Origin of the sequence: Flavobacterium chryseum (assembly GCF_004362015.1) — a bacterium.
In the GTDB taxonomy this organism is placed as follows: Bacteria; Bacteroidota; Bacteroidia; order Flavobacteriales; family Flavobacteriaceae; genus Flavobacterium.
Genome location: NZ_SNWW01000001.1, coordinates 161637 through 184575, shown reverse-complemented (window position 1 = coordinate 184575; position 22939 = coordinate 161637). Strand labels below are relative to the sequence as shown.

Sequence of the window (22939 nt, the reverse complement as noted above, 5' to 3'; positions counted from 1 at the left end):
AATTATTTTTAAGGGCTTTTCTTTTTTCAAATTTATCTAAAATAGATTATATTGTTTTTTTTACTTCTGCAATAATATCAGATTTAGTTTTCTTAAACGGAAATAATGTTCGATAACTCGCAGATCTCCATAACCATTCTATTGGCCCATAATTATACTTAGACAACCACCATTTACTTATAAATAGCTGAATAATAAAAATGAAAATGGCTAACAGAAAGTAAAACCAATAGGGCATTGTGTCTGCAATTCCTAAACCAATTCCTGAAAAAATAAAGGCAGCTAAGATATTTTGAGTTATATAATTGGTTAAAGTCATTTTGCCGCCCGCGCTAAAATATTTAAAAATCGTTTTAAGCTTTCCGTTATTATATAATAAACAAATTCCGGTTGCAATAAAAATCATTGTGGTTAAAATAAGCCAATAAAGCGGATGAAAGAATTTAAGAAAAGCAGCTTTATAAGTGATGGCGAAATAAAAACCAACACCGATACTAATCGCCAATAATAAACTTGTTATAAGTACATATTTTAATAGTTTCTTCAATTCGTTTAAGCGATTAAAGAAATTTAATTTTTGAAGCAGAAATCCGAATAACATACAAGTAAGCATAACGACATGCGCTGTAATGGCATATCCCGGAATAATAATTTGCTCGTAGAAAGAAGCGAGTAAATTAAATCTAAAAAAATCGAGCCAGTTTCCGGAATGATATAGTTTTAAATATTCAGGATTTGTTGCAATTTCAGGATGCTCAACCTTTAAACCATTAACATAAGCCATTATAAACGGAATAGATAGGAAAAGAATAGCGCAAATAATACTTAAAGTTTTTGCCGAACTTTTATAAAAAAGTAATAATACAAGTCCTAAAAAAGCATAATCTTTTAAGATGTCTCCAAGCCAAAAAGAAGAATTAATAAAAGCTAATACAAAAAGCAAAATCATTCTCCAGGAAAAAAAGGCAACAGGATTTTTGCCTTTGGCGGCAACACTATTAATTAAAATAGCAAAACCAAAGCCAAATAATAACGTTAGTAATGTCCAGGATTTCGCTGCGAAAAAATAACGATTAACGATTTGCAGTATTTCAGATAAAACACTGTTGTTGATTTTGTGAGGTACACCGATGTACAGAAAATCAACATAATTGCCAATGGCAACGCCTAATAATGCCCATCCGCGAAGGATGTCGACAATTGCAGTTCTTTTGTTTTGTTCAATAGGATAATAAGAATTTGTCATTTGATTAACATTTTTGTTGTGATTTGATTGATGATTTTAAATAAATTTGAATTATTCTAACGCAGCCAAAAATAAGAAAATTATATTACCACAGTTTATCTTAAAATATATTTAAAAAAAAAGCGCGCTATTTTAAATAGCACGCTTTAATATTTTAATTGTTTATAAGCTTAACTCAAATGTTCCAACATATCTTTTGTCATCGATTCAAGATCAAAAGTATGTTTCCAGTTCCAGTCTTCTCTGGCAGATGAATCGTCTATACTTGCCGGCCAGCTGTCTGCAATTTTCTGACGGAAATCAGGATTATAAGTAATCGTAAATTCAGGAATATGTTTTTTGATTTCAGCAGCAATTTCAGTTGGCGTAAAACTCATAGCTGCTAAATTATAAGAAGAATGAATTTTAATAGCTTCATCAGGAGCCTGCATAATATTTATAGTTGCTTCAATAGCATCATCCATATACATCATTGGCATCTTAGTTTCTGAAGATAAAAAGCATTCATATTTTTTATCGGCAATAGCCTTATAGAAAATATCAACAGCATAATCTGTAGTTCCGCCACCCGGAGGCGTTGACCAGCTAATTAAGCCCGGATAACGAATGCTGCGAATATCAACACCATAAATATTATGATAGTATTCGCACCATCTTTCACCAGCTTGTTTGCTGATTCCGTAAACCGTAGAAGGCTCCATAATAGTATATTGCGGCGTATTTTCTTTTGGAGTTGTTGGTCCAAAAACAGCAATACTTGAAGGCCAGAAAATCTTTTTAATTTTTTTTGCTTTCGCTAAATTCAAAACATGAAAAAGAGAGTTCATATTTAAATCCCAGGCAAAAGCAGGATTTTTTTCGGCTGTAGCCGATAAAAGAGCTGCCATCAAATAAATATCCGTAATTTGATGTATTTCAACAAGATGTTCAATTTGATTAAAATCTAAAGCATTGACCACTTCAAACGGACCTGAATTAACAACGTCAGTATTTAATTTTCGGATATCAGAAGCAATTACATTTTCCGTTCCGTATAACTTACGCAGCTTTTGAGTCAACTCTGTCCCAATCTGACCGCAAGCGCCAATGATCAATATTTTTGGATTCATTTATGTAGATTTTAGTATTGCAAATATAACGTTTTCGCAAATAATTTTACTTTTTAGAATAAGAAATTACAAATTTAACAATGATGAAGATTCTTTTTTGGATTATTCTCCGTTGAGATGTCTAATTGTTTTTACCGCAAAGAACGCTAAGATTTTAAATTAAACAGTTTTATAAAAACACAAAGTTCGCAAAGCTATATGTTGAACTAGCTTTGCGAACTTTGTGTTTTTTATAAACTTACTGCAAGATAAAAACCTTGCGTTCTTTGCGGTTAAATTTTTAAGGGTAAAAATTCCAAAAAAGAATATGTTAATCTGCATGATTTATAGCCCAAAACAGAATTCGTAATTGTAAATTTACTTTGTAACTTTGTAGCTTAATGTTTTACCAAATGAAATATAAAATATCTCTTTTTCTGCTTTTGATTTTTGTACTGAATTCATGTCAAAATAACGATGAAAGACGTCTTGCTGAAAACAAAAAAGAAGCAAAAAAGAAGGAGAAAATCTTCGATAACATCAATAAAGCATGGGTTTTTATTGATGAACCAATCAATGAAGTTTCAGAACAAAATGAAAGAAACTGGACCGAATGGCGCGATTTTCTAAAAGAACTTGGAGAGAAACCGAGAAAAACAATTGGTGCATTTCAAAAAAAATCAGCAGCCATTTCAAAAAAAGCAATAGCGCTAAATAGTAATATTCCGGCGCAATTCAATGAGCCACAGATAAAAGCCAGAATTTCAATTTTGATAACCAAAGTCAAAATGATGGATTTGTTTATTCATTTAAATCAGATTCCGGATGAAAAAGTCACTTTTTTAATTGGAGACATTAACAAAGAATTGGTTTCATTAGAAAGACAAATGGACAAAATTGTCGAAAAAGCCAAGATTCCGAAAGAAGAAGGCGAAGCTGATTTTTTAAAGATGTTAGATACAACACGTGCGATTCCGAATTCAAATGCAGTACCGATAAAAGCACAAAATACAGATCAAAATTTACCAAAAGTTGACTAAAAACGCCTTATATACAATGTATGATAATCTGCCAAAAAATCAGCAGATTGCCACACAATTACTAGAGCAGAATCAGATAAAAATGCATCTTAACGGCTTGTTAGGATCTGCAGTTTCATTTGTAATTCGTGCTGTTTTCAAAAAAACCGAACTTCCTTTTTTAGTTGTTTTAGACAATAAAGAAGAAGCTGCATATTACCTGAACGATCTTGAACAAATGATTGGAGAGCAGGATGTTTTGTTTTATCCCGCATCATTTCGCCGTCCGTATCAGGTTGATGAAACAGATAATGCCAATGTTTTGCTTCGTGCTGAGGTTTTAAACCGAATCAACTCAAGAAAAAAACCGGCTATAATTGTTACCTATCCAGAAGCACTTTTTGAGAAAGTAGTGACGCGCCAGCAATTAGATAAAAACACGTTAAAAGTAGCTTTAAACGATAAAATTTCGATTGATTTTATTAACGAAGTTTTGTTTGAATACGAATTTAAAAGAGTCGATTTTATTACAGAACCCGGAGAATTTTCTGTGCGTGGAGGTATTGTCGATGTGTTTTCTTTTTCAAACGATCATCCTTACCGAATTGAATTCTTCGGAAATGAAGTTGATAGTATCAGAAGTTTTGATGTAGAAACGCAACTATCTGTCGAAACGCATAAAAAAATTGCCATTATCCCGAATGTTGAAAACAAGATATTTCAGGAAAATCGTGAAAGTTTTTTAGATTATATTTCAGAAAAAACAGTTCTTTTCATTCAAAATACAGACGGACTTTTTAGTCAGCTTGACAAACAATTTGCAAGGGCAGAAGAAGCTTTTGAGAAACTTTCCAAAGAAATAAAACACGCCGAACCTGAGCAATTATTCTTAAATCAAAGTTCATTCATAAAACGCGCTTTAGATTTTTCGATTGTAGAAATGGCTTCAAAACCCATCTTCAAAACCACTAAAAAGTTTGAATTTCATATTCAGCCACAGCCATCTTTCAATAAACAATTTGATTTATTGCTGAATAATCTGAGCGACAATCATTTCAACGGATACAAAAATTATTTGTTCTGTTCGAATGACGCACAGGCAAAACGTTTTCATGATATTTTTGAAACCTTAGACGAAGCCAATTCAGAGAATATCAGAAAGCAATATCATACGATTGTGTTGCCTTTATATCAAGGTTTTATTGATGAAGAAAACCAAATAACAGCTTATACAGATCACCAGATTTTTGAGCGTTATCATAAATTCAACATCAAAAATGGTTATTCAAAAAAGCAGAATATTACGCTGAAAGAATTGACATCACTTTCGGTTGGCGATTATGTAACGCATATCGATCACGGAATTGGTAAGTTTGGCGGATTGCAGAAAATTCAGGTCGAAGGTAAAACGCAGGAAGCCATAAAATTGGTTTATGCTGATAATGATATTGTGTATGTAAGCATTCACTCGCTTCATAAAATTTCGAAATATAACGGAAAAGACGGAACGCCGCCGAAAATATATAAGTTAGGATCGAACGCCTGGAAAATTTTAAAACAAAAAACCAAAGCGCGCGTCAAACATATTGCGTTCAACTTGATTCAGTTGTATGCAAAACGTCGTTTAGAAAAAGGTTTTCAATTTGCGCCGGACAGTTATCTTCAAAATGAATTAGAAAGTTCGTTTATTTATGAAGATACGCCGGATCAAACCAAATCAACGCAAGAAGTAAAAGCCGACATGGAAAGCGATCGCCCAATGGATCGTTTGGTGTGTGGCGATGTTGGTTTCGGAAAAACGGAGGTTGCAATTCGTGCTGCTTTTAAAGCCGTTGATAATAGCAAACAAGTTGCTGTTTTAGTGCCGACTACAATTTTGGCATACCAACATTACAGAACTTTTACCGAAAGATTAAAAGATATGCCGGTTTCTGTTGGTTACTTAAACCGATTTAGAACTGCCAAACAAAAAGCACAAACCTTAAAAGATTTAGCTGAAGGAAAATTGGATATTGTCATTGGAACACACCAATTGGTTAATAAAAATGTAGTTTTTAAAGACCTTGGTTTATTAATTGTCGATGAGGAACAAAAATTTGGCGTAAACGTAAAAGATAAATTAAAGACTATTGCTGCAAATGTCGATACTTTGACGTTAACGGCAACGCCAATTCCGAGAACGCTTCAGTTTTCGTTGATGGCAGCGCGCGATTTATCGGTTATTACAACACCTCCGCCAAATCGTTATCCTATTGAAACGAATGTTGTTGGTTTTAATGAAGAAATTATTCGTGATGCGATTTCGTATGAAATTCAGCGAAACGGACAAGTTTTCTTCATCAATAACCGAATTGAAAATATTAAAGAAGTCGCAGGAATGATTCAGCGTTTGGTACCAAATGCCAGAGTCGGAATTGGTCACGGGCAAATGGAAGGTGCCAAACTAGAGGAATTAATGTTGGGTTTCATGAACGGAGATTTTGATGTTTTGGTAGCTACCACAATTATCGAAAGTGGTTTGGACGTACCAAATGCCAACACTATTTTTATCAACAATGCCAACAATTTTGGACTTTCAGATCTGCATCAAATGCGTGGCCGCGTTGGCCGAAGCAACAAAAAAGCATTCTGTTATTTCATCTGTCCGCCGTATTCTTCTATGACCGAAGATGCGAGAAAACGTATTCAGGCTTTGGAGCAATTTAGCGAATTAGGAAGCGGTTTCAACATTGCCATGAAAGATCTTGAAATTCGTGGTGCGGGAGATTTATTAGGTGGAGAACAAAGCGGTTTCATCAACGAAATTGGCTTCGATACCTACCAAAAAATCATGAACGAAGCCATCGAAGAATTAAAAGAAAACGAATTCAAAGATTTATATCCGGAGGAAAACGATATTGAAACAAAAGAATACGTAAAAGATTTACAAATCGATACGGATTTTGAGTTGTTGTTTTCTGATGAATATATCAATAATGTTACAGAACGTTTGAGTTTATATAACGAATTAGGTTCTGTAAAAAATGAAGAAGAATTAATCATTTTCCAAAACAAATTAATTGACCGTTTTGGCCCAATGCCTCCGCGTGCCAATGCGTTAATGAACAGTATTCGTATCAAATGGATTGCAACAGCTGTAGGAATAGAGAAACTGGTGATGAAAAAAGGCAAAATGATTGGTTATTTTGTTTCAGATCAACAATCTGATTATTATCAATCGAAGCGTTTTCAAAAAATGATAAAATTTGTGACAACGCATAGTAATCTTTGCCAAATGAAAGAGAAACAAACGCCAAACGGTTTGCGTCTTTTATTGACTTTTGAAAATGTAAAATCAACCAAACGAGCTTTGGAATTGATGGAAATGTTGGGAGAGTAAATCGGTTGAGTTTTTTAATAAAAATCGAGATATAGAAATTTCGGTATCATAATTAAAGTAAACTATGGTTTTTCTCATTTAATGCATTCTCAATATTATTAAATGCTGCCTCGATGTTTTTAGTATTGCTATTATCTTTATGAAACATCAAAGAAGTATAAAGTTTAATGGTCTCGTTATCTAAATCAAATTGTATAATATTGTTAAGCTTTTTAATATAATCTGTCATAGAGCTGTTATTATACCATCTGTCAAAAGCAGAAAATCTTTGAAAAGCCTTTTTGTCGTTATCATCACAAATGTAGATCAATGCGTCTTGAATATTCTCAAAGAAAGCAATTACAATATTTTTAATTGTTTTTGAAACCATTACATCATACAAAGCAGGTTCAGGACCAATTTTATCGATGGTTATTTGATAGACATTTCCTAGTTCTCTGTCTTTATTAATACATGATTCTAATGTGAAATCTTCATAAAAGGCAACTCTGTATTCAATTTGCCTTTTTGTGATAAAACTATAATAACCAGAATTGGAGTTAAAAGTATAATTATATTGTTTTAACAAGCTTGATACCTTTTGAAGTTAAGGTTTCGACAGAAGCTGTTCCTTGTAAAAAAGAACGTACAGCAATTTTATCATCGCGCATTTTGATAATTGCTTTTTTTATTACTTCCTTATTTACTACTGTAGTTTTCATGATACAAAGAAACATTAAAAAGTTGAATTTGCAAAAATTTGTAGTATTATTTCTATATTTTTTTATTGTTTATTCTCTTTTTACATAATTTAAAATTAAGTTTTATTTATAGTTTACTTAAGAAAAAACTTAGAAGTAAAAAGGTTTCTTTGGATGAAATTTCCAAACCAAACTTATCCATGCAAAATTAGTACATTTTTTTATTTTTACTTTTTGGATTAACTTCAATTTTCGCTCAGGAAAAACCATCAATCATAACTGCCGATTCTTTAAAATCAGAAACAATTGATCCTTTACGACCAGCTAAAGCAGCATTTTATTCTGCTATTTTGCCAGGTTTAGGACAAATTTATAATAAAAAATACTGGAAGCTTCCTTTAGTTTACGGAGCCATTGGAACAAGTGCTTATTTGTATATTGACAATCAGAAAAACTACAAACTTTACAGAGACGAATATAAGAACAGGCTTGCAGGAAATCCAAGTTCGTCTGCAAGTTTGGCGAGATTTGATGACAGTAGATTGATTGCCGCTCAAAAAGGATTTCAAAGAAACAGAGATTTATCAGCTTTATTTATTGTTGCCTTTTATGCGTTAAATATTATTGATGCTAATATTGATGCTGCTTTGTCTCAATTTAATGTAAGCGAGAAACTAGTATTTAAACCAGCCATAAATAGGAATACGATAATAGCTCAAAATGATTTTGGAGTTGCTGTTAATTATTCATTTTAATTAGTTCACTATAAAAAATAAAAATGCCGTATGAAATTTTCATACGGCATTTACTTTTAAATTAAATGAATTATTTAACGATCAGTTTTTTAGTCACATTTAAAGCTGAAGAAGTAATAGTTACAATATAAATTCCCGATCCTAAATGATGATTAATTGGTCCTGAAGCAGAAAGTTTTTCTATTAAAACCGTTCTTCCGTTCATGTCAGAAACGGTAATCGATGCTACATCTCCAGCTTCTAATTCTGGCAATAAAACATTAAATAGATTGTCTGTTGAAGGGTTAGGGTAGATTCCAATTACTTTTTCAGTTTCAGAAACCTCATCAGTTTTTAAAGCAGATTTACCTGTTCCAATCGTCGTAGTTTCCAATTGCCATTGTGCACTGAACCAACCATCTTGCGAATTTCCGTATTGCGCAGAACCGGTTTGGTTTTCAACATGAATAATATTTCCTGACTGCCATCTGTTTCTAATTCTAATCCAGGTTCCGTCGATATAATCGCTAGACCATTGTGCGCTCCAAAAAGTGGTATCTGTTATATTAGATTGAACACTTCCGGTTTGACTTTCGATATTCATTAATTCGCCAGTTGCCACATTTTTAAGTACAAAATAAGTAGCATCAATAGCGATTTTTTGCCATTTGTAATTGTTGTTCGCAACTGTTGCGCCATAACCCACATTTGCTCCGGCATCAGATAAATAAGCACCTGTCCATCTGTTTTTGATTGTGTAATACGTTCCCGTTGCAGTTGAAACTGAAATAGAAGCTGTACTTGTTTTGCTTCCGCTTACCGTTGTAACTGTTATAGTTGCAGTTCCGTTTGCTATTGCTGTAACTAAACCAAATGCGTTTACAGTTGCTACACCTGTATTGCTTGAACTGTAAGTTACTGATTTGTTTGTTGCGTTTGCAGGAAGAATTGTTGGAGTCAATTGTTGCGTTCCGCCAACTGATAAAGATGCTGAGGGTGGGTTCAAACTCACACTCGTTACCGCTACATTCGATGCACTAACAGTTACAACACAAGTTGCTGTTTTAGCTCCATCCTGAGTTGTTACTGTAATTGTTGATGTCCCTGCAGCGACAGCAGTTACTAATCCGGAACTGTTTACAGTTGCTACAGCTGTATTACTCGAAGAATAACTAACCGTTTTGTTAGTTGCTGTTGCAGGTGCAACGGTAGGCGTTAATTGTTGTGTTGCACCAATTACTAAAGTAGCTGTTGTTGGCGATAATGTTACTCCTGTAACTGCGACAACTGTTCCGGGATTCGAATCGTACCAGGTTGCATTCATATACCAACCTGTTTTGTTTCTGTTTAAATCAGTAGATTGGCTTGTTCCGTCGTTAAAAATTAAGTTAGTCGAAGTTACATTGGTGAACGTATAACTGTACCAGCCATTTCCGGTATTGGTCATGTTTACGCCCGGCCATGATGCATCGGCTAAAACTCCGGTTGGTAAAGCACTCCAATAATAAATTTTAATTTCGGTTCCCCAATTTGATGGTTTGTAGAAATATACCGTAAAATTAGTATTCGGATTTACTGTTATTGTTGCGATTGCAGTTTTACTTCCGTCTTGCGTTGTTACTGTAATATTAGCCGTTCCTGCCGAAACTGCAGTAACGAATCCAGATGAATTTACAGTTGCAACTGCTGTATTGCTAGAACTCCACGTTACTGTTTTGTTGGTTGCATTTGCCGGAGCAATTGTTGCCGAAAGTTGTTGTGTATTTCCTGCATATAAACTTGCGGTTGTTGGCGAAACAATTACTGAAGCAACCGGAATTGTTGCAACCGTTATTGCAGAAGTCGCTGTTTTATTGCCATCAACGGTTTTAACTGTAATAGTTGTTGTACCTGCCGAAACTGCTGTAACTAGTCCGGATGTATTTACAGTTGCTACGGCTGTATTGCTTGATGCCCACGTTACGTTTTGATTTGTTGCATTTGCCGGAGCAAGAGTAGCATTTAATTGTTGTGTAGACCCTAAACCAACTGTTGCTGTTGTTGGACTAACCGAAACTCCTGTAACGGCTACAACCGGCGCATTTGTATTGGTTAAAACCAAATATTCATAAGCTGCAAATGTTCGTGTCGATCCTGTTGTTAAAGTTACCGAAGCATTATTGTTATACGGATTTACATAAGTTCCCGCCAAAGCTGCCGGAATTACATAGGATTTAGAAGCATTTCTTAAATTCGACATTACGATTACTTTTTCAGAACCTAATGTTTTGGTAAAGATGCTAATATCATCATTTGGATATTGAGTTAAATCGCCACGTCTGATTGCTGCGCTTGTCGTTCTGAAATTTAGAATTTTAGCAAAATCAGCGGCAGCAGTTGGATTTTGAGACCAGTTGAATTTAAAGCCCTGCCAAGGCCAGTCGGTTTTTGGTTCGTAATCAATTTCCTGTCCGCTCATTAAAAAGGGAACACCTTTCATATAAGCCGAAACTAAGAAGTTGGCAACAATTCCGTTATGGTTGTTGAAGATTACAAACGGCCTTTGTACGCCGTTATCATTTGTATACGTATCATGATTTCCGGTGTAACGAACCGCTTGGTTTGAACCCGTTGCGTTTACATATTCGTAATCATTTATGGTTTGAAAACGTTGAGAAACCGGACCTCCGGCTGCCACATCTTTCAAAGCATTCCAAAACCATCTGTCGCCAAAATTCATATCAAAACCAGCCGTAAAATTGGCTTGTCTGTCTCCTTCGGCTAACATTAATAATTTATGAGAAGAAATTCCGCGAATGTTTCCAATTACTTCTGACCAGAAATCAAGCGGAGGATTATTGGCATAATCGCAACGGTAACCGTCTACGTTTGCAGCCAGAATCCAATAACGCATCGCATCTTTTATAGCGGCACGTGTTGCTGAACTGTTAAGGTCAAGAGCAGCAATGTCAGAAAAATTTCCTAGTTGCTGAATGGTTGTACCGCTTCTCAAATAGTATTCAGGATGCTGCGTTGTCCATGCATTATCCCAAGAAGTTCCATTAATGGCGATGTCTAAAATAACAGCCATTCCGCGACTATGAGCGCCATCGACCAAAGTTCTTAAATCAGCAAGTGAGCCATATTCTGATCCAACGGCTTTAAAATCTTTGATACAATAAGGCGAAGGCGAGCTTCTGGAATCAGTTCCGTGTGGGTAAATGGGCATTAAATAAATTACATTGGTGCCGAGTGCTTTTATATTGTCTAATCGGGCGGTTACTCCGGCTAGATTTCCGTTAGCACTAAACGGACGAATATGAACCTGATACATATTTATGTCTCGGGTATCCGGAACACCAGCGAATGGCGTGCCGTACTGAGGCGGATCCTGCGCATAAACGGAACTTGCAAATAGTAATAGAAAACAAACTATTGTTTTCGTGAAATGTAAAAATCGAGTGGTAATGTTGATTTTCATAATTTTTGTTTTTTTGCATGCTTGTCAGCATCGTTAACTAAAATTCATTCTCATTTGCATTGTTTTAAATTTGACAAACATTTTGTGGTTAATAGTTTTTCAAGTAGTAAAATTTTAATTTTTGTCCATAAAAGGACATAGGTATTGCCACGAATTTCACGAATTAGCACAAATATTTAATCTGCAGCTTTAATTCGTGGAATTCGCAAAATTCGTGGCAAAAACCTTAGAAGCTTAGTCTCTCAGAACCTTAAATTAAATCTTTTTCAATCCCTTTAATTCTGATGCATTTCCTTCTTTGATGCTGATAGCAACGCCACCGCCCGGAGCTAAATACTGTTTTAAAATTGTTTTTGAGGTTACAACAACTTTAGTCACGGTATATTTTTGTGGGTTTTTGTTCCAGTTGGCTTCTTTTGCATCGGCATAAATTGTGGCGATGAAATTTTTTCCGGCAGGTAAATAATCAAAAGTAATGTTGGCTGTTCTTGCGTTTTCATCTGTAATTCCGCCAATAAACCACGCATCTTTTCCTTTTGCTTTACGGGCAATTGTAATATAATCTCCCGGTTCAGCTTCCAAAATATAACTGTTATCCCAATCTACAGCAACATCTTTGATAAATTGAAATGCATCTGGAAAACGCTCGTAATTTCCCGGAATATCAGCCGCCATTTGCAACGGACTGTACATGGTTACATAATATGCCAGTTGTTTTACCAAAGTGGTGTTGACACGTTGTGTACTTCCGGTTCCGTAATACGAAAGATCAGTTTGAAAAATGCCAGGCGTATAATCCATCGGTCCACCCATTAAACGTGTAAAAGGCAAAATCGTAGTATGATCCGGTGCTAATCCTCCCATCGATTCAAACTCAGTTCCTCGAGCAGATTCTTGTGCAATCCAGTTTGGGAATGTTCGGTTTAAACCAGTTGGTCGAACCGCTTCGTGACTGTCAATCATGATTTTATAATCGGCTGCACGTTTGGCAACATTAATGTAATGATTCACCATCCATTGTCCGTCATGATGTTCGCCACGCGGAATAATTTTCCCAACATAACCAGTTTTTACCGCATCGTAACCGTTGTCATTCATAAACTGAAAAGCACGATCTAAACGACGCTCATAATTGGTTGCTGATCCTGAAGTTTCGTGGTGCATGATAATTTTTACACCTTTTGAAGCAGCGTATGAATGAACTGCTTTTACATCAAAATCAGGATAAGCGGTTACGTAATCAAAAACTTCTTCTTTCCAGTTGTTGATCCAGTCTTCCCAGCCAATGTTCCATCCTTCAATAAGAATTGCATCGAAACCATTTTTAGAAGCAAAATCAATATATTCTTTTGCGCGTTCTGTTGTGGCTCCGTGTTTTCCGTTTGGTGTTAACTTAGAAAAATCATCAGTTAATTTTACGTTGTTTTCTTTTCCAAAGGCCCAGGTACTTTTTCCTGCAACAAAATATTCCCACCAAATCCCGATGTATTTTACCGGTTTTATCCATGAAACATCTTTATAGCTTGTTGGTTCGTTGAGGTTTAAAATTAATTTTGAAGCCAAAATCTCCGTTGCTTTATCGCTTACTACAATAGTTCTCCAAGGCGATTGTGCATCGGTTTGAATATAGCCTTTTGCTCCAACAGCATCTGGTGCTAAATGGCTTTTCATTTTATAGTTTACAGCATCAACTTCAAGATACATTGCCGGATAATTGATTAAACCTGCTTCGTGAATGTTGATGTATAAACCATCATCAGATTTCATCATAGAGGGCGTTTGTACAGCTAATTCTTTTATAGGCCATTGCGAATTGATGTCGATAGTCGCTTTTTTCATTAACGAAGGAACTTCAGAAATCTTCGAAGTGGTATACGCATATTCATTGGTATCATAATCTCCCGGAATCCAGAAAATTTTATGATTCCCGGCCAAATTAAATTCAGAACGTTCTTCTTTTATTACAAAATAACTCAAATCATTTTGTTTTGGAAATTCATATCTAAAACCTAATCCGTCGTTGAATAAACGGAAACGTATTCTAATATATCTGTTGTTGTTTTTCGCTTGCGCTAAAGTGACAACCAATTCATTGTAGTTATTTCGTATTGTTTTTTCTTCACCTAAAACCGGATTCCAATTTTCATCAACAGAAGATTGTGCTGTGTTTGTCACGGTAAAACCATCCAAAAACGAAGGCAAATTTTGAAGTTCTAAACCCAAAGAACTTGGTTTTATAACTGCTTTTTGTTTATATGATAATTGGTAAGACGGGATTCCGCCTTCTTTTAATTCAAATTTTAAAGAAAGATTTTTATTAGGCGAAGTTATTTCCTGCGCCTGAATCCATAATGAATTGGCACAGATAATAAGACACAACGCGATTTTTTTGCCTAAACGAATTTGAAGCAATGATTTGTGGGATTGAAAATTCATGTTTATTTAGTTTTTTGCAAATCTAAAGCTTAATTAATAAAAGGGTTCTAGTTTTTTAAAACTAAATATTGAAAAGGAAGCAATGTAATATCAGCTCCCAGGGTAATAGAAGCGCCTGTAAAAGCATCTTTCCAAGTTCCTTTTAATGCCGGTGAAATAAGATATGTTGCAGAATTATTAGTTAAATTAGAAAGAACAAGAACTTTTTCGGTATCGTTTACCATTGTAAAAGCACTAACTGCATTATTACTATATCCTGTGTAAGTTCCTCTTTTGATAGCATTGCTGGTGTTTCTAAAAGCAATTATCTTTTTGTACTCAGCTAACATACTTGCATCTGCCGTAGACCAGTCAATTGGCGTTTTTGCGAAATAATTCAATCTTTTTGAATATCCAATTTCCTGTCCGTTGTAAATCATCGGAACAGATTTCATGTATGCCGCTACAACGAAAGTTGCTACAGATCCTTGTTTGCCTCCAAAAAGTTCTAAAGGCGTTCCTTCTGTTAGGTTTACATCATGATTACTGGTGTATCTTACAATTCTGTTTTCCGGATTATAGTTGTTTGCATATTCTGTAGCATTCGAATCCTGAATAGTTGTTGCGGGTTTACTTTCTTTAAAAACTTTTTCTAAAGTGCTGAAGAAATTGAAACCAAAAGTGTAATCAAAACCGGAAGCAAAATGATTTACATTCGATCCTTCGGCTAACATTAAAATGGTTTGATTTTTTTTGATGCTTCTTAGTTTTGTGATTGCTTCTGTCCAGAAGGTTTGAGGAACAAAATCAGCATAATCGCATCTAAAACCATCTATGTTTGCTGTGTAAACCCAATAAGACATGGCATCGATCATGGCCGTTTTCATTTCGGCATTATTGAAATTTAATTGCGCTACATCATTATAATTCGTTCCCGGAGGAATTATAATTTCTCCTTTTTCATTTTTTTGATACCAATCTGGGTGTTCTGTAATCCAGGCGTTATCCCACGCAGTATGATTGGCAACCCAGTCAAGAACGACAGCCATATTTTTTTTGTGCGCTTCTTCAACCAACGTCTGAAGATCTTGTAAAGTTCCGAAATCAGGATTTACAGCTTTATAATCTTTTACGGCGTAAGGTGAACCTAGTTCTCCTGAAGCTTTTAATTTTCCGACTGGATAAATGGGCATTAAATAAATAACATTTGCGCCTAATTCCTGAATTTGGGTAAGTCTGTCCTGAACGCCTTTTAGAGTTCCGGCTTCACTAAAAGCACGGATATTTACCTGATAAATTATGGCATCGGCTTTATTTGGCATTTTTTCAAATGAAGTACCGTATTGAGGATATTCAGGGTTTGAATTTGAATCGTCATCTGAGGAACTACACGAAACAAACGCAAGCGTAAGGAGTAGTGAATAAAAGATGTTTATATTGAATTTCATGTTTTTTGAATTTTAGTTTTTTAATAAATCCGGTTTTCAGTTGTTAGAGTAACCTGCCTTTCACGTATGAAATGAAAGACAGAAATTACTCAAACCAAACTAATTTTCAGATTTTAATTTTAAGGTTGTACTACTTTTTTACAATAGTATAATTTGCAGTTGCCGGATATCCAAGACCAGAAGGATCAACATCGTTTATTTTAAATGTGATTTCATAAGTACCGGCTTCACCTACGTAATGCGCTCCCTGATCGTCCAGATATGCAATTCCATCTGTTGTATTTTTAGAACCGTAGTTGATCGTCCATTCATTATTTAGCCTGAATTTTACATTTCCGGGTACTAAATCTGCTGTTATTTTCCATGTTTTTGTTTGATAATCATAGTTCATTGGTGTGCTTGTGTTCCAGCTACCGGCAGTTCCATCACCAACAATTCCCCATGAATAGGCAACAGAACTCCATTTTAAAGTATTTAAATTTACTTTTACCTGATAGGAACCTTCTCCCGGAAGTACAAAATCAGTAGTGCTCATGTTTTTAAGATCATTGTTTGTGGCTCCTGCACCGTAATATTGTTCCCAGTTTCTGCCTGTATTTAATTTAAAAACCGGACCATAACCCGGAAGAACAGTTACGTAACCCTGATAAACACCTTTTGAAATTGCAGTTAAAGCTAAAGCGGTATCTACATTCCATTCGCCCTGATAGGCTCCCGGCATATAAATTTCGCCAAAAACAACGCTTCTTTCATATGGTGTAACCTTTATTGTAACAGGATTTGAATAAATTTTACGATCCATAGTAGCTTCTACGCGAATAACTATTTGCCCTGAAACATCTATTGGAAGACCTAAATCTGCAGCTATTTTGTTTAATTCCTGATCTGTAAATGCTTTGCTTAAAACATCACCGCCAACTTCAATTCGTTTGGCTTTTTGCCAGGCCAGACTTCCGCTTATATCATTTACTAAATCAAATTGTACGGCGTAAGTAACGGGTGCAGCAATGGGAAACGTAACTGCCGGCCACGAAATAAGCAAAGCCTGATCGTCTGCAGTATCTTCAGTAAGGACTATAGTGCTTGATGATACTTCGATTGCAGATGGAAAACTTACTGCTTTTAAAGTTGTTAACTGACCGTCAGTTTCACAGGATGAACCTAAAAAAAGCAAGCCGCCTAACAAGATTAATTTATTTATATATTTTTTCATGATAGTTTTGTTTTTAGTAATAACCCTCGTTTTGTTTTAATCCTCTGTTTGCATCTAAAGCAGCTGTTGGAATTGGGAATAATTTTCTATAGGCAGGAGATACGGGTCTGAACTCGTTTGCCAATAAGAATTTATCAAAACGAATCATGTCTTGTCTTCTGTGACCTTCCCAGTTTAGCTCAAATCCTCTTTCGTTATAAACATCATCCAATGTTGGGTTTGCAGCTAATCCGTTTAATCCAGCACGTACTCTGATTTGGTCTATAAAAGGTTTTGCTGTACCGGCGTTTCCTAAACGAACATAGCATTCAGCTTTCATTAAAATTACGTCTGCATATCTGAAGATTGGAAAGTCATTTGAAGCTCCTCCACCGGATCTTGGCGTTGCAGGGTAAAATTTAACGTTACGAACACCAGCCTGAGGTGCAGCTCCCGGATTGTCTAAAGAAGCAACCTCCAGTGTGTAATTAAATCCGCCCGGTTGTTCTCCCACTAAAAATTGCTGTCTGCGAATATCGTTTGCATCATATTTCAGAAAGAATTCTTTAGGCACAATAGTTCCGTTCCAGCCATCATATCCAAATAAACTTTTACCATGCGGGCCATATAAGCTGCGAGTGGCATAAATATTACGGGAAACTACATCAAGCGTTGCGTAGATAGGTAAAATGGTTTCATCATCCGGAAGTACATCACCAAACAATTCATAATATTTATTTCCTAACGGGCTGGCATCATTTTTTTCACCTGAGTGAAGACTAAATCCGCCTTCACTAACTTTATTACATGCGGCTAAACATTCGTTCCATTTTGCTTCTCCGGTATAAACTTCTGCATTCAGATATACTTTTGCCAATAATGTATAGCCGGCCCATCTATTGAATCTTCCGTAATAATTACCTCCTTTTGTTGTGGAAAGCAGGTCTACGTTCTGAGTTATTTCTTTTACAATAAAATCGAATACTTCTTTGCGGTTTGACTGAGGAATTTTATCAACTGTAGTATCATTATTGGTAAAAAAAGGAACATTCCCAAAATCATCAATCAATAAATAATAAAAGAAAGCACGTAATACTTTTGCTTCGGCAATTTTTGAAGCTTCGGCATTTGATTTTTCCAGTAATTGTATGGCTAAATTGGCATTGAAAATCGATTTGTATAACCAGTTCCAGGTATTATTAATAATGAAATCTGTTGGCAGCCATTCGTGTTTGTGCAAACGGGCAAAATCTTGTTGCCAGTCACCTGTGTTTCTATGCGGAATTACCTGCTCGTCTGATGACATACAGTTCATATCATACCAGCCATTATCGGCTCCGGCGTAACCTACACCCGGCACATTATTACGTACAAAGTCTCCCGGAATTTCTGCATAAACGCTGGCAAGAGCAATATCGGCTCCCTCCGGAGTTCCATAAAAGCTGTCTGGTTGATATTTGTCGTATATATTTTCGTTAATATCTGTACAGCTAAAAAGGGTTAGGAAACATGCGCTTCCTGCTATTACTATATTTTTAATTTTCATTTCTTTTTACTATTTAAATTTTACAGTCAAACCAAATGCAACACTTCTGGTACGCGGATAAATTCCTCTATCGCCACCAAAATTATCATTAGGGTCACCACTTCCGCTGATGTTCAATTCCGGATCAACACCTGTATAATCTGTAATCAGCAGTAAATTGTTTCCTGTAAGAGAAAGTCGAACATTGTCTATATATTTATCGGTAAAACGGAATGTATATCCTGCTGTAAGATTTTCTAAACGTATAAATGAACCGTCTTCTAACCATAAATCAGATCCGTATGGAGAAGAATGTATTCCTTTGTCGACAGCGCTTTCGAGAATATTTGATTTACCGGTATTCTCCAGCATACTTAAGTTTTGATTCAATGCGTTGTAAATTTTATTTCCTCCTGAACCTCTTACTAACATCGAAATGTCAAAGTTTTTGTAACGGTAAGATGGATTAAATGCAAAAGTGTACGTTGGCAACGCCGAACCTGCATAATAACGATCCGGACTTTTTACTCCCTGATCTATTATGCCGTTTCCATCACGATCCAATACTGTTTCAACACCGTTATTATTTTTACCTGTATGTTCTAAAATATAAAATGCACCAACTGGTTTTCCCTGCACTAAATAAGAATTGTTTGCTCCCCAGCCTACATAATCTGTATTTAAAGGAATACCGTTAATACTTCCGCTTAAATTAAGTACTTCATTTTTCATGAAGGATGCATTTCCTGCTAATGTTAGCGTACTGTTTTCCGTTTTGATAACATCATAGGCAAGAGCAATTTCTAAACCTTTGTTTGAAATGCTTCCTACATTGGCTTTAATTTCTTTGTATGGATAAGGAGGCTGAGGTACAGTATAATTAAATAATAAATCATCTGTCTTAGAATCGTAAACATCTAAGCTACCTCTTAACCTGTTGTCAAAAAGAGCAAAATCAAGTCCGATATTGGTTTGTTTTTTGGTTTCCCATTTTAAATCGGCATTTGCGTTTTGAGAAATGCCAAAGTTGGTAATAACAGAACCTCCAAAATAAGTGTTTCCTGAACTATCCACTAATGGTAACGAAGTTTGCGGATAAAGACCTTGCTGATTACCAGTTTCACCATAACCAACGCGTAATTTTAATTCATTAAACAAGGTTTGGCTGGTCATGAACGATTCTTTGTTAATTTGCCACGCAACAGATGCTGAAGGGAAACTTCCCCATTTGTTGTTGGTACCAAATACTGATGAACCATCTCGTCTGATACTTGCTGTAAGTAAATAACGGTCTAATAAAGAGTAGTTTAATCTTCCTAAATAAGAAACTAAAGACCGGTCATTTTTATAAGATCTTAAATCTCCGGGTCTTACCTTAGACAAATCGCCAAACTGAAGTGCATTGTAGGTTGCTTCATCACTTATAAAACCTCTTGCCTGAGCAAAATTACCCTGGTAAGTCTGGCTTTGCCATTCGTATAAAGCCAGTGCATTAAAACTGTGAACGCCTAAAGTTTTTTTATACGTAAGACTAATATTTGTTAGTTTTTCGTTTTGTCTTTTATTATCAATATTAGCATAGCCTTTCTGTTCTACTGCAAAAGCTTCTGTTGAACTTACCGGCAGGAAATATCCCTGAGTTGAATTTGTTTTTCTCCAGCTACCGAACCAGTTTGCCGAAAATCCTTTGCCCAAATCTAAATCTGCTTTTAAACTTCCAAATAAGTTATCCTCCTGTCTTTCATTCTTTACAGATTGAGCAGCTGCATACGGGTTTAAATATTGAAACACAGTTGAATCAGTAAAATAAGTTCCGTCAGTATTATAAACAGGATCTGTTGGTCTGGCCAATAATGAATTTGTAATTAGATTTGACTGATACGAAACGGCGCCAATTTTAGCAATACTTCCTGTTACATTATTTACTCCTGTATTTAAATTAAAAGTCAGTTTTAATTTGTCGTTAAGCGCCAATTGTGTTGCCTGAACGCGTCCAATATATTTTTGATTACTGGAGTTAATTACAACTCCATCCTGCATAATAGCAGTTATAGAAGCTCTGTAATTGAATTTATCGGTTCCTCCGCCAAATGATAGCGTATGTGTTTGTGTAATTCCGGTTTGAGTCAAAAGACCATACCAATCTGTATCAGAACCGTGATTTGCAGATGCAGGAACGCCAACACTTTGAGCCGTTTCCCACCATTGGTTTGCATTCAGCATTTCTAATTTTTTCGGAATAAAATCTATAGAAGTATAGCCAATATATTCCATAGTTGTTTTTCCTGCTTTATTTTTTTTAGTTGTTACGATGATAACTCCGGGCGCTCCTCTTGAACCGTAAACCGCTGTAGCCGAAGCATCTTTTAAAATATCTATACTTTCAATCTCACTTGGCGGAACCTGATTAAATAAATCCATGTTTCCCTGAATTCCATCTACAACAACCAGAGGATCATTTCCTCCAATTAAAGATGAAATACCACGAATACGAACGCTTGGCCCTGCACCCGGCTCGCTACCAATTTGAGTAATATTAACACCGGCAGCTTTTCCTGAAATCAAGGATAACGGATTTACAATTGCGCCCTGATTCATGTCTTTTGCGGCTATTGAAGAAACAGCTCCAGTCACATCTTTTCTGGCTGTAGTGCCGTAACCCACGACTACAATTTCCTGTAAGTTTGTAGCGTCCGGAAATAACTGAATGTTGATATTGCTTTGATTTGCAGTTACCTTTTTCTCTTTATAGCCAATAAAAGTCACCACGATTACAGATGCACTGCTTTCAACAATAAGTTTGTATTTTCCATCAAAATCTGTAACCATTCCGTTTTTAGTTCCTTCTTCTGTAACCGATGCTCCCGGCAAAGGCATACCATTTTCGTCAGTAATAATTCCGCTGACAGTTTCTTTTTCAAATTGAATGTTTTCTGTTCTTAGCTCGGGCTTTTTTAAGATAATTTGCGTATCACGAATTTTAAATTCAGTTGGAGTTCCTTTAAAAAGCCTGTCTAAAACCACATATATCGATTGGTCCTTTACCGAAATAGAAATCGTTCGGTCTAAGTCAATATCATTTAGTTTGTAAATAAACCTGAAATCTGTTTTTTGTTCTATGGTCTCAATAACCTTTTCGATTGTTGAATTGTTTAATTCCAGGGTAACTTTTGTCTTTTGGGCATAAGTATTTCCTCTAATATTAAACATGGCGACCAAAATAAGTAGTGTAGTTAGTTTCAATTTTAGGTCATTTTGGAACATTGAGTATAGGAACCCAATATTCTTAGATTTTTTTTTCATAATTTTGTTAATTGATTGTAGTTAATTCGTTATATTCAATCACTTAGTAAATCGGAAATTGTTCGCAGCTCTTTCCGATTTTTTTATTCCTGTATTTTTAGTTCTTCCTGTTTTTTCATTGGTTAGTGGTTATTTAATTAGTATCTGATTGTTTTTTATAGTGTAATTAATGCCGTGAATGTCATTAAAATAGCTCATTACATTTTCTATAGATTCTTCTTTAAAACTTGCATTGAATTTTTCGTTGGCCAGTTTTTCATTTTTATTGATGATCGTAACATTATAGCGTCTTTCGAGCTTTGTGATGATATTTTTGAAAGTCATATTTCTAAAAGTCAACCCGCCGTTTATCCATGAAGTATAAATATCCGTAATAACCGGTTTGGTCCTAATTGTAGCATTTTCTTTATTGAAACTTCCTTTGTAGCCCGGTTTTAGAATCGTGTTTTTATCAGCGTTGAATTCTTCATTTGTATTGTACATTCCAACAGAACCTTCAACCAAAACAACATCTGTCGCAGCATCTTCAGGATAATTAGAAACATTAAAGTGCGTTCCTAAAACACGTACATTCAGGTTGTCGGCATTTACAATAAAAGGGTGTTTTTTATCTTTTGCAACATCAAAAAATGCTTCTCCATCAAGAAAAATCTGTCTGTTTTCGCCGGCAATAAATTTCACAGGATATTTTAAAGTTGTTCCTGCGTTTAAGTGAACAAGCGTTCCGTCAGACAATTGCAATTGAAATTTTTTCCCGTACGGAATTTTAATCGTGTTATAAGACACTTTTTCTAAATCACCGTTATTTTCGTAAACCAGTTTATTACCTTCCTGATTTCCTATCACATTTCCTTTTGAGTCTAATACTTGTACAGAATTATCTTCAGAAATAACCTGAACCTTTCCGTCTTCTAATTGTAAAACAATATCCGTGCTTTTAAAATCGAATTTTTGTTCAGCTGCTTTATTGATGCTGTTTTGTTTGTAGAAAAGTCCAATTCCTAGTAAAATAACAACTGATGCGGCAATCGAAATGTATTTTTTGAAATTTGATTTTTTAGGAGCAATTTCAATCGTAGTTTCATTTTCTTTAGATGCCGATAAAATATTCAGAAAAATATCATCAGCAGTTTTTTGATTCATTTTTGGCATTTCGGCCAAAAGATTTTGAACATCTTCTACCGAAGGAAAATCTTCCGTAAGTTTATTTTTTTTGTAGTAGGCAATTACTTCGTTTGTTTCTTCTGGTGTACATTGGTTTAAAACAAACTTTTGTAAAAGGGTTTTTATTTCAGAATTTGAATTCATTACGAATTGATTTTAGTTCGGGTTTTATATAATACAGTTGAAATGAAGTTGACTACTACTCAAACGTTGTAAATTTTTCAATTTTAACATTTGACTATTGATGAATGAATTGTTAGGTATTGATTTTGCTGATGTTTTGATT

14 protein-coding genes are annotated in these 22939 nt (G+C 35.2%); 3 read left to right on the top strand and 11 right to left on the bottom strand.

What is annotated here, in order from left to right:
- Positions 1 to 46: 46 nt before the first annotated feature.
- Entirely contained in the window at positions 47 to 1246 is a 1200-nt protein-coding gene (locus EV143_RS00735; RefSeq protein WP_133506025.1) for a DUF418 domain-containing protein, read from the bottom strand.
- A gap of 170 nt (positions 1247 to 1416) precedes the next feature.
- Entirely contained in the window at positions 1417 to 2355 is a 939-nt protein-coding gene (locus EV143_RS00730; RefSeq protein ID WP_133506023.1) for an L-threonine 3-dehydrogenase, read from the bottom strand.
- A gap of 392 nt (positions 2356 to 2747) precedes the next feature.
- Between EV143_RS00730 and EV143_RS00725 the strand changes: the two genes are divergently transcribed.
- Positions 2748 to 3374 carry a hypothetical protein gene (locus tag EV143_RS00725; RefSeq protein WP_133506021.1) on the top strand — a complete coding sequence of 209 codons (627 nt, stop codon included), beginning with the start codon at positions 2748 to 2750 and terminating at the stop codon, positions 3372 to 3374.
- Positions 3367 to 6732, top strand: coding sequence for a transcription-repair coupling factor (mfd, locus tag EV143_RS00720; RefSeq protein ID WP_133506020.1), 3366 nt, complete (start codon positions 3367 to 3369; stop codon positions 6730 to 6732). The genes EV143_RS00725 and mfd overlap by 8 nt, the downstream gene beginning before the upstream one ends.
- A gap of 52 nt (positions 6733 to 6784) precedes the next feature.
- Here the strand turns inward: mfd and EV143_RS00715 are convergent, their stop codons facing one another.
- Both EV143_RS00715 and EV143_RS21390 read right to left on the bottom strand, forming a co-directional pair.
- Positions 6785 to 7300, bottom strand: a complete 516-nt coding sequence (locus EV143_RS00715) for a DUF6169 family protein (protein WP_133506018.1) — start codon at positions 7298 to 7300, stop codon at positions 6785 to 6787.
- Positions 7284 to 7433: a hypothetical protein gene (locus EV143_RS21390; protein WP_166638093.1), complete on the bottom strand. Its 150-nt coding sequence runs from the start codon at positions 7431 to 7433 to the stop codon at positions 7284 to 7286. The genes EV143_RS00715 and EV143_RS21390 overlap by 17 nt, the downstream gene beginning before the upstream one ends.
- A gap of 194 nt (positions 7434 to 7627) precedes the next feature.
- Here EV143_RS21390 and EV143_RS00710 point away from each other — a divergent pair, with 194 nt between their 5' ends.
- Positions 7628 to 8167, top strand: a complete 540-nt coding sequence (locus tag EV143_RS00710; RefSeq protein WP_166638104.1) for a DUF5683 domain-containing protein — start codon at positions 7628 to 7630, stop codon at positions 8165 to 8167.
- A 70-nt stretch (positions 8168 to 8237) separates the two neighbouring features.
- Here the strand turns inward: EV143_RS00710 and EV143_RS00705 are convergent, their stop codons facing one another.
- From EV143_RS00705 to EV143_RS00675, 7 genes are all read right to left on the bottom strand, one after another.
- Positions 8238 to 11606, bottom strand: a complete 3369-nt coding sequence (locus EV143_RS00705) for an Ig-like domain-containing protein (RefSeq protein WP_133506016.1) — start codon at positions 11604 to 11606, stop codon at positions 8238 to 8240.
- Between the two features lie 255 nt (positions 11607 to 11861).
- Positions 11862 to 14042 (bottom strand): glycoside hydrolase family 97 protein, encoded by a 2181-nt coding sequence (locus EV143_RS00700; protein WP_243739767.1) that lies wholly within the window; start codon positions 14040 to 14042, stop codon positions 11862 to 11864.
- A 47-nt stretch (positions 14043 to 14089) separates the two neighbouring features.
- A complete protein-coding gene (locus EV143_RS00695) occupies positions 14090 to 15469 on the bottom strand; it encodes an alpha-amylase family glycosyl hydrolase (RefSeq protein ID WP_133506014.1) in 1380 nt (459 codons plus the stop codon).
- A 130-nt stretch (positions 15470 to 15599) separates the two neighbouring features.
- Positions 15600 to 16682, bottom strand: a complete 1083-nt coding sequence (locus EV143_RS00690; RefSeq protein WP_133506012.1) for a SusE domain-containing protein — start codon at positions 16680 to 16682, stop codon at positions 15600 to 15602.
- A gap of 13 nt (positions 16683 to 16695) precedes the next feature.
- Positions 16696 to 18207 carry a RagB/SusD family nutrient uptake outer membrane protein gene (locus EV143_RS00685; RefSeq protein WP_133506010.1) on the bottom strand — a complete coding sequence of 504 codons (1512 nt, stop codon included), beginning with the start codon at positions 18205 to 18207 and terminating at the stop codon, positions 16696 to 16698.
- Positions 18208 to 18216: 9 nt separating this feature from the next.
- Positions 18217 to 21429: a TonB-dependent receptor gene (locus tag EV143_RS00680; protein WP_243739766.1), complete on the bottom strand. Its 3213-nt coding sequence runs from the start codon at positions 21427 to 21429 to the stop codon at positions 18217 to 18219.
- Positions 21430 to 21618: 189 nt separating this feature from the next.
- Entirely contained in the window at positions 21619 to 22797 is a 1179-nt protein-coding gene (locus EV143_RS00675) for a FecR family protein (protein ID WP_133506006.1), read from the bottom strand.
- Between the last annotated feature and the right edge of the window lie 142 nt (positions 22798 to 22939).

Coding starts and splice junctions, on each gene's coding strand:
- EV143_RS00735 (WP_133506025.1), bottom strand. CDS start 1,246: ATGACAAATTCTTATTATCCTATTGAACAAAACAAAAGAACTGCAATT.
- EV143_RS00730 (WP_133506023.1), bottom strand. CDS start 2,355: ATGAATCCAAAAATATTGATCATTGGCGCTTGCGGTCAGATTGGGACA.
- EV143_RS00725 (WP_133506021.1), top strand. CDS start 2,748: ATGAAATATAAAATATCTCTTTTTCTGCTTTTGATTTTTGTACTGAAT.
- EV143_RS21390 (WP_166638093.1), bottom strand. CDS start 7,433: ATGAAAACTACAGTAGTAAATAAGGAAGTAATAAAAAAAGCAATTATC.
- EV143_RS00705 (WP_133506016.1), bottom strand. CDS start 11,606: ATGAAAATCAACATTACCACTCGATTTTTACATTTCACGAAAACAATA.
- EV143_RS00700 (WP_243739767.1), bottom strand. CDS start 14,042: ATGAATTTTCAATCCCACAAATCATTGCTTCAAATTCGTTTAGGCAAA.
- EV143_RS00695 (WP_133506014.1), bottom strand. CDS start 15,469: ATGAAATTCAATATAAACATCTTTTATTCACTACTCCTTACGCTTGCG.
- EV143_RS00690 (WP_133506012.1), bottom strand. CDS start 16,682: ATGAAAAAATATATAAATAAATTAATCTTGTTAGGCGGCTTGCTTTTT.
- EV143_RS00685 (WP_133506010.1), bottom strand. CDS start 18,207: ATGAAAATTAAAAATATAGTAATAGCAGGAAGCGCATGTTTCCTAACC.
- EV143_RS00675 (WP_133506006.1), bottom strand. CDS start 22,797: ATGAATTCAAATTCTGAAATAAAAACCCTTTTACAAAAGTTTGTTTTA.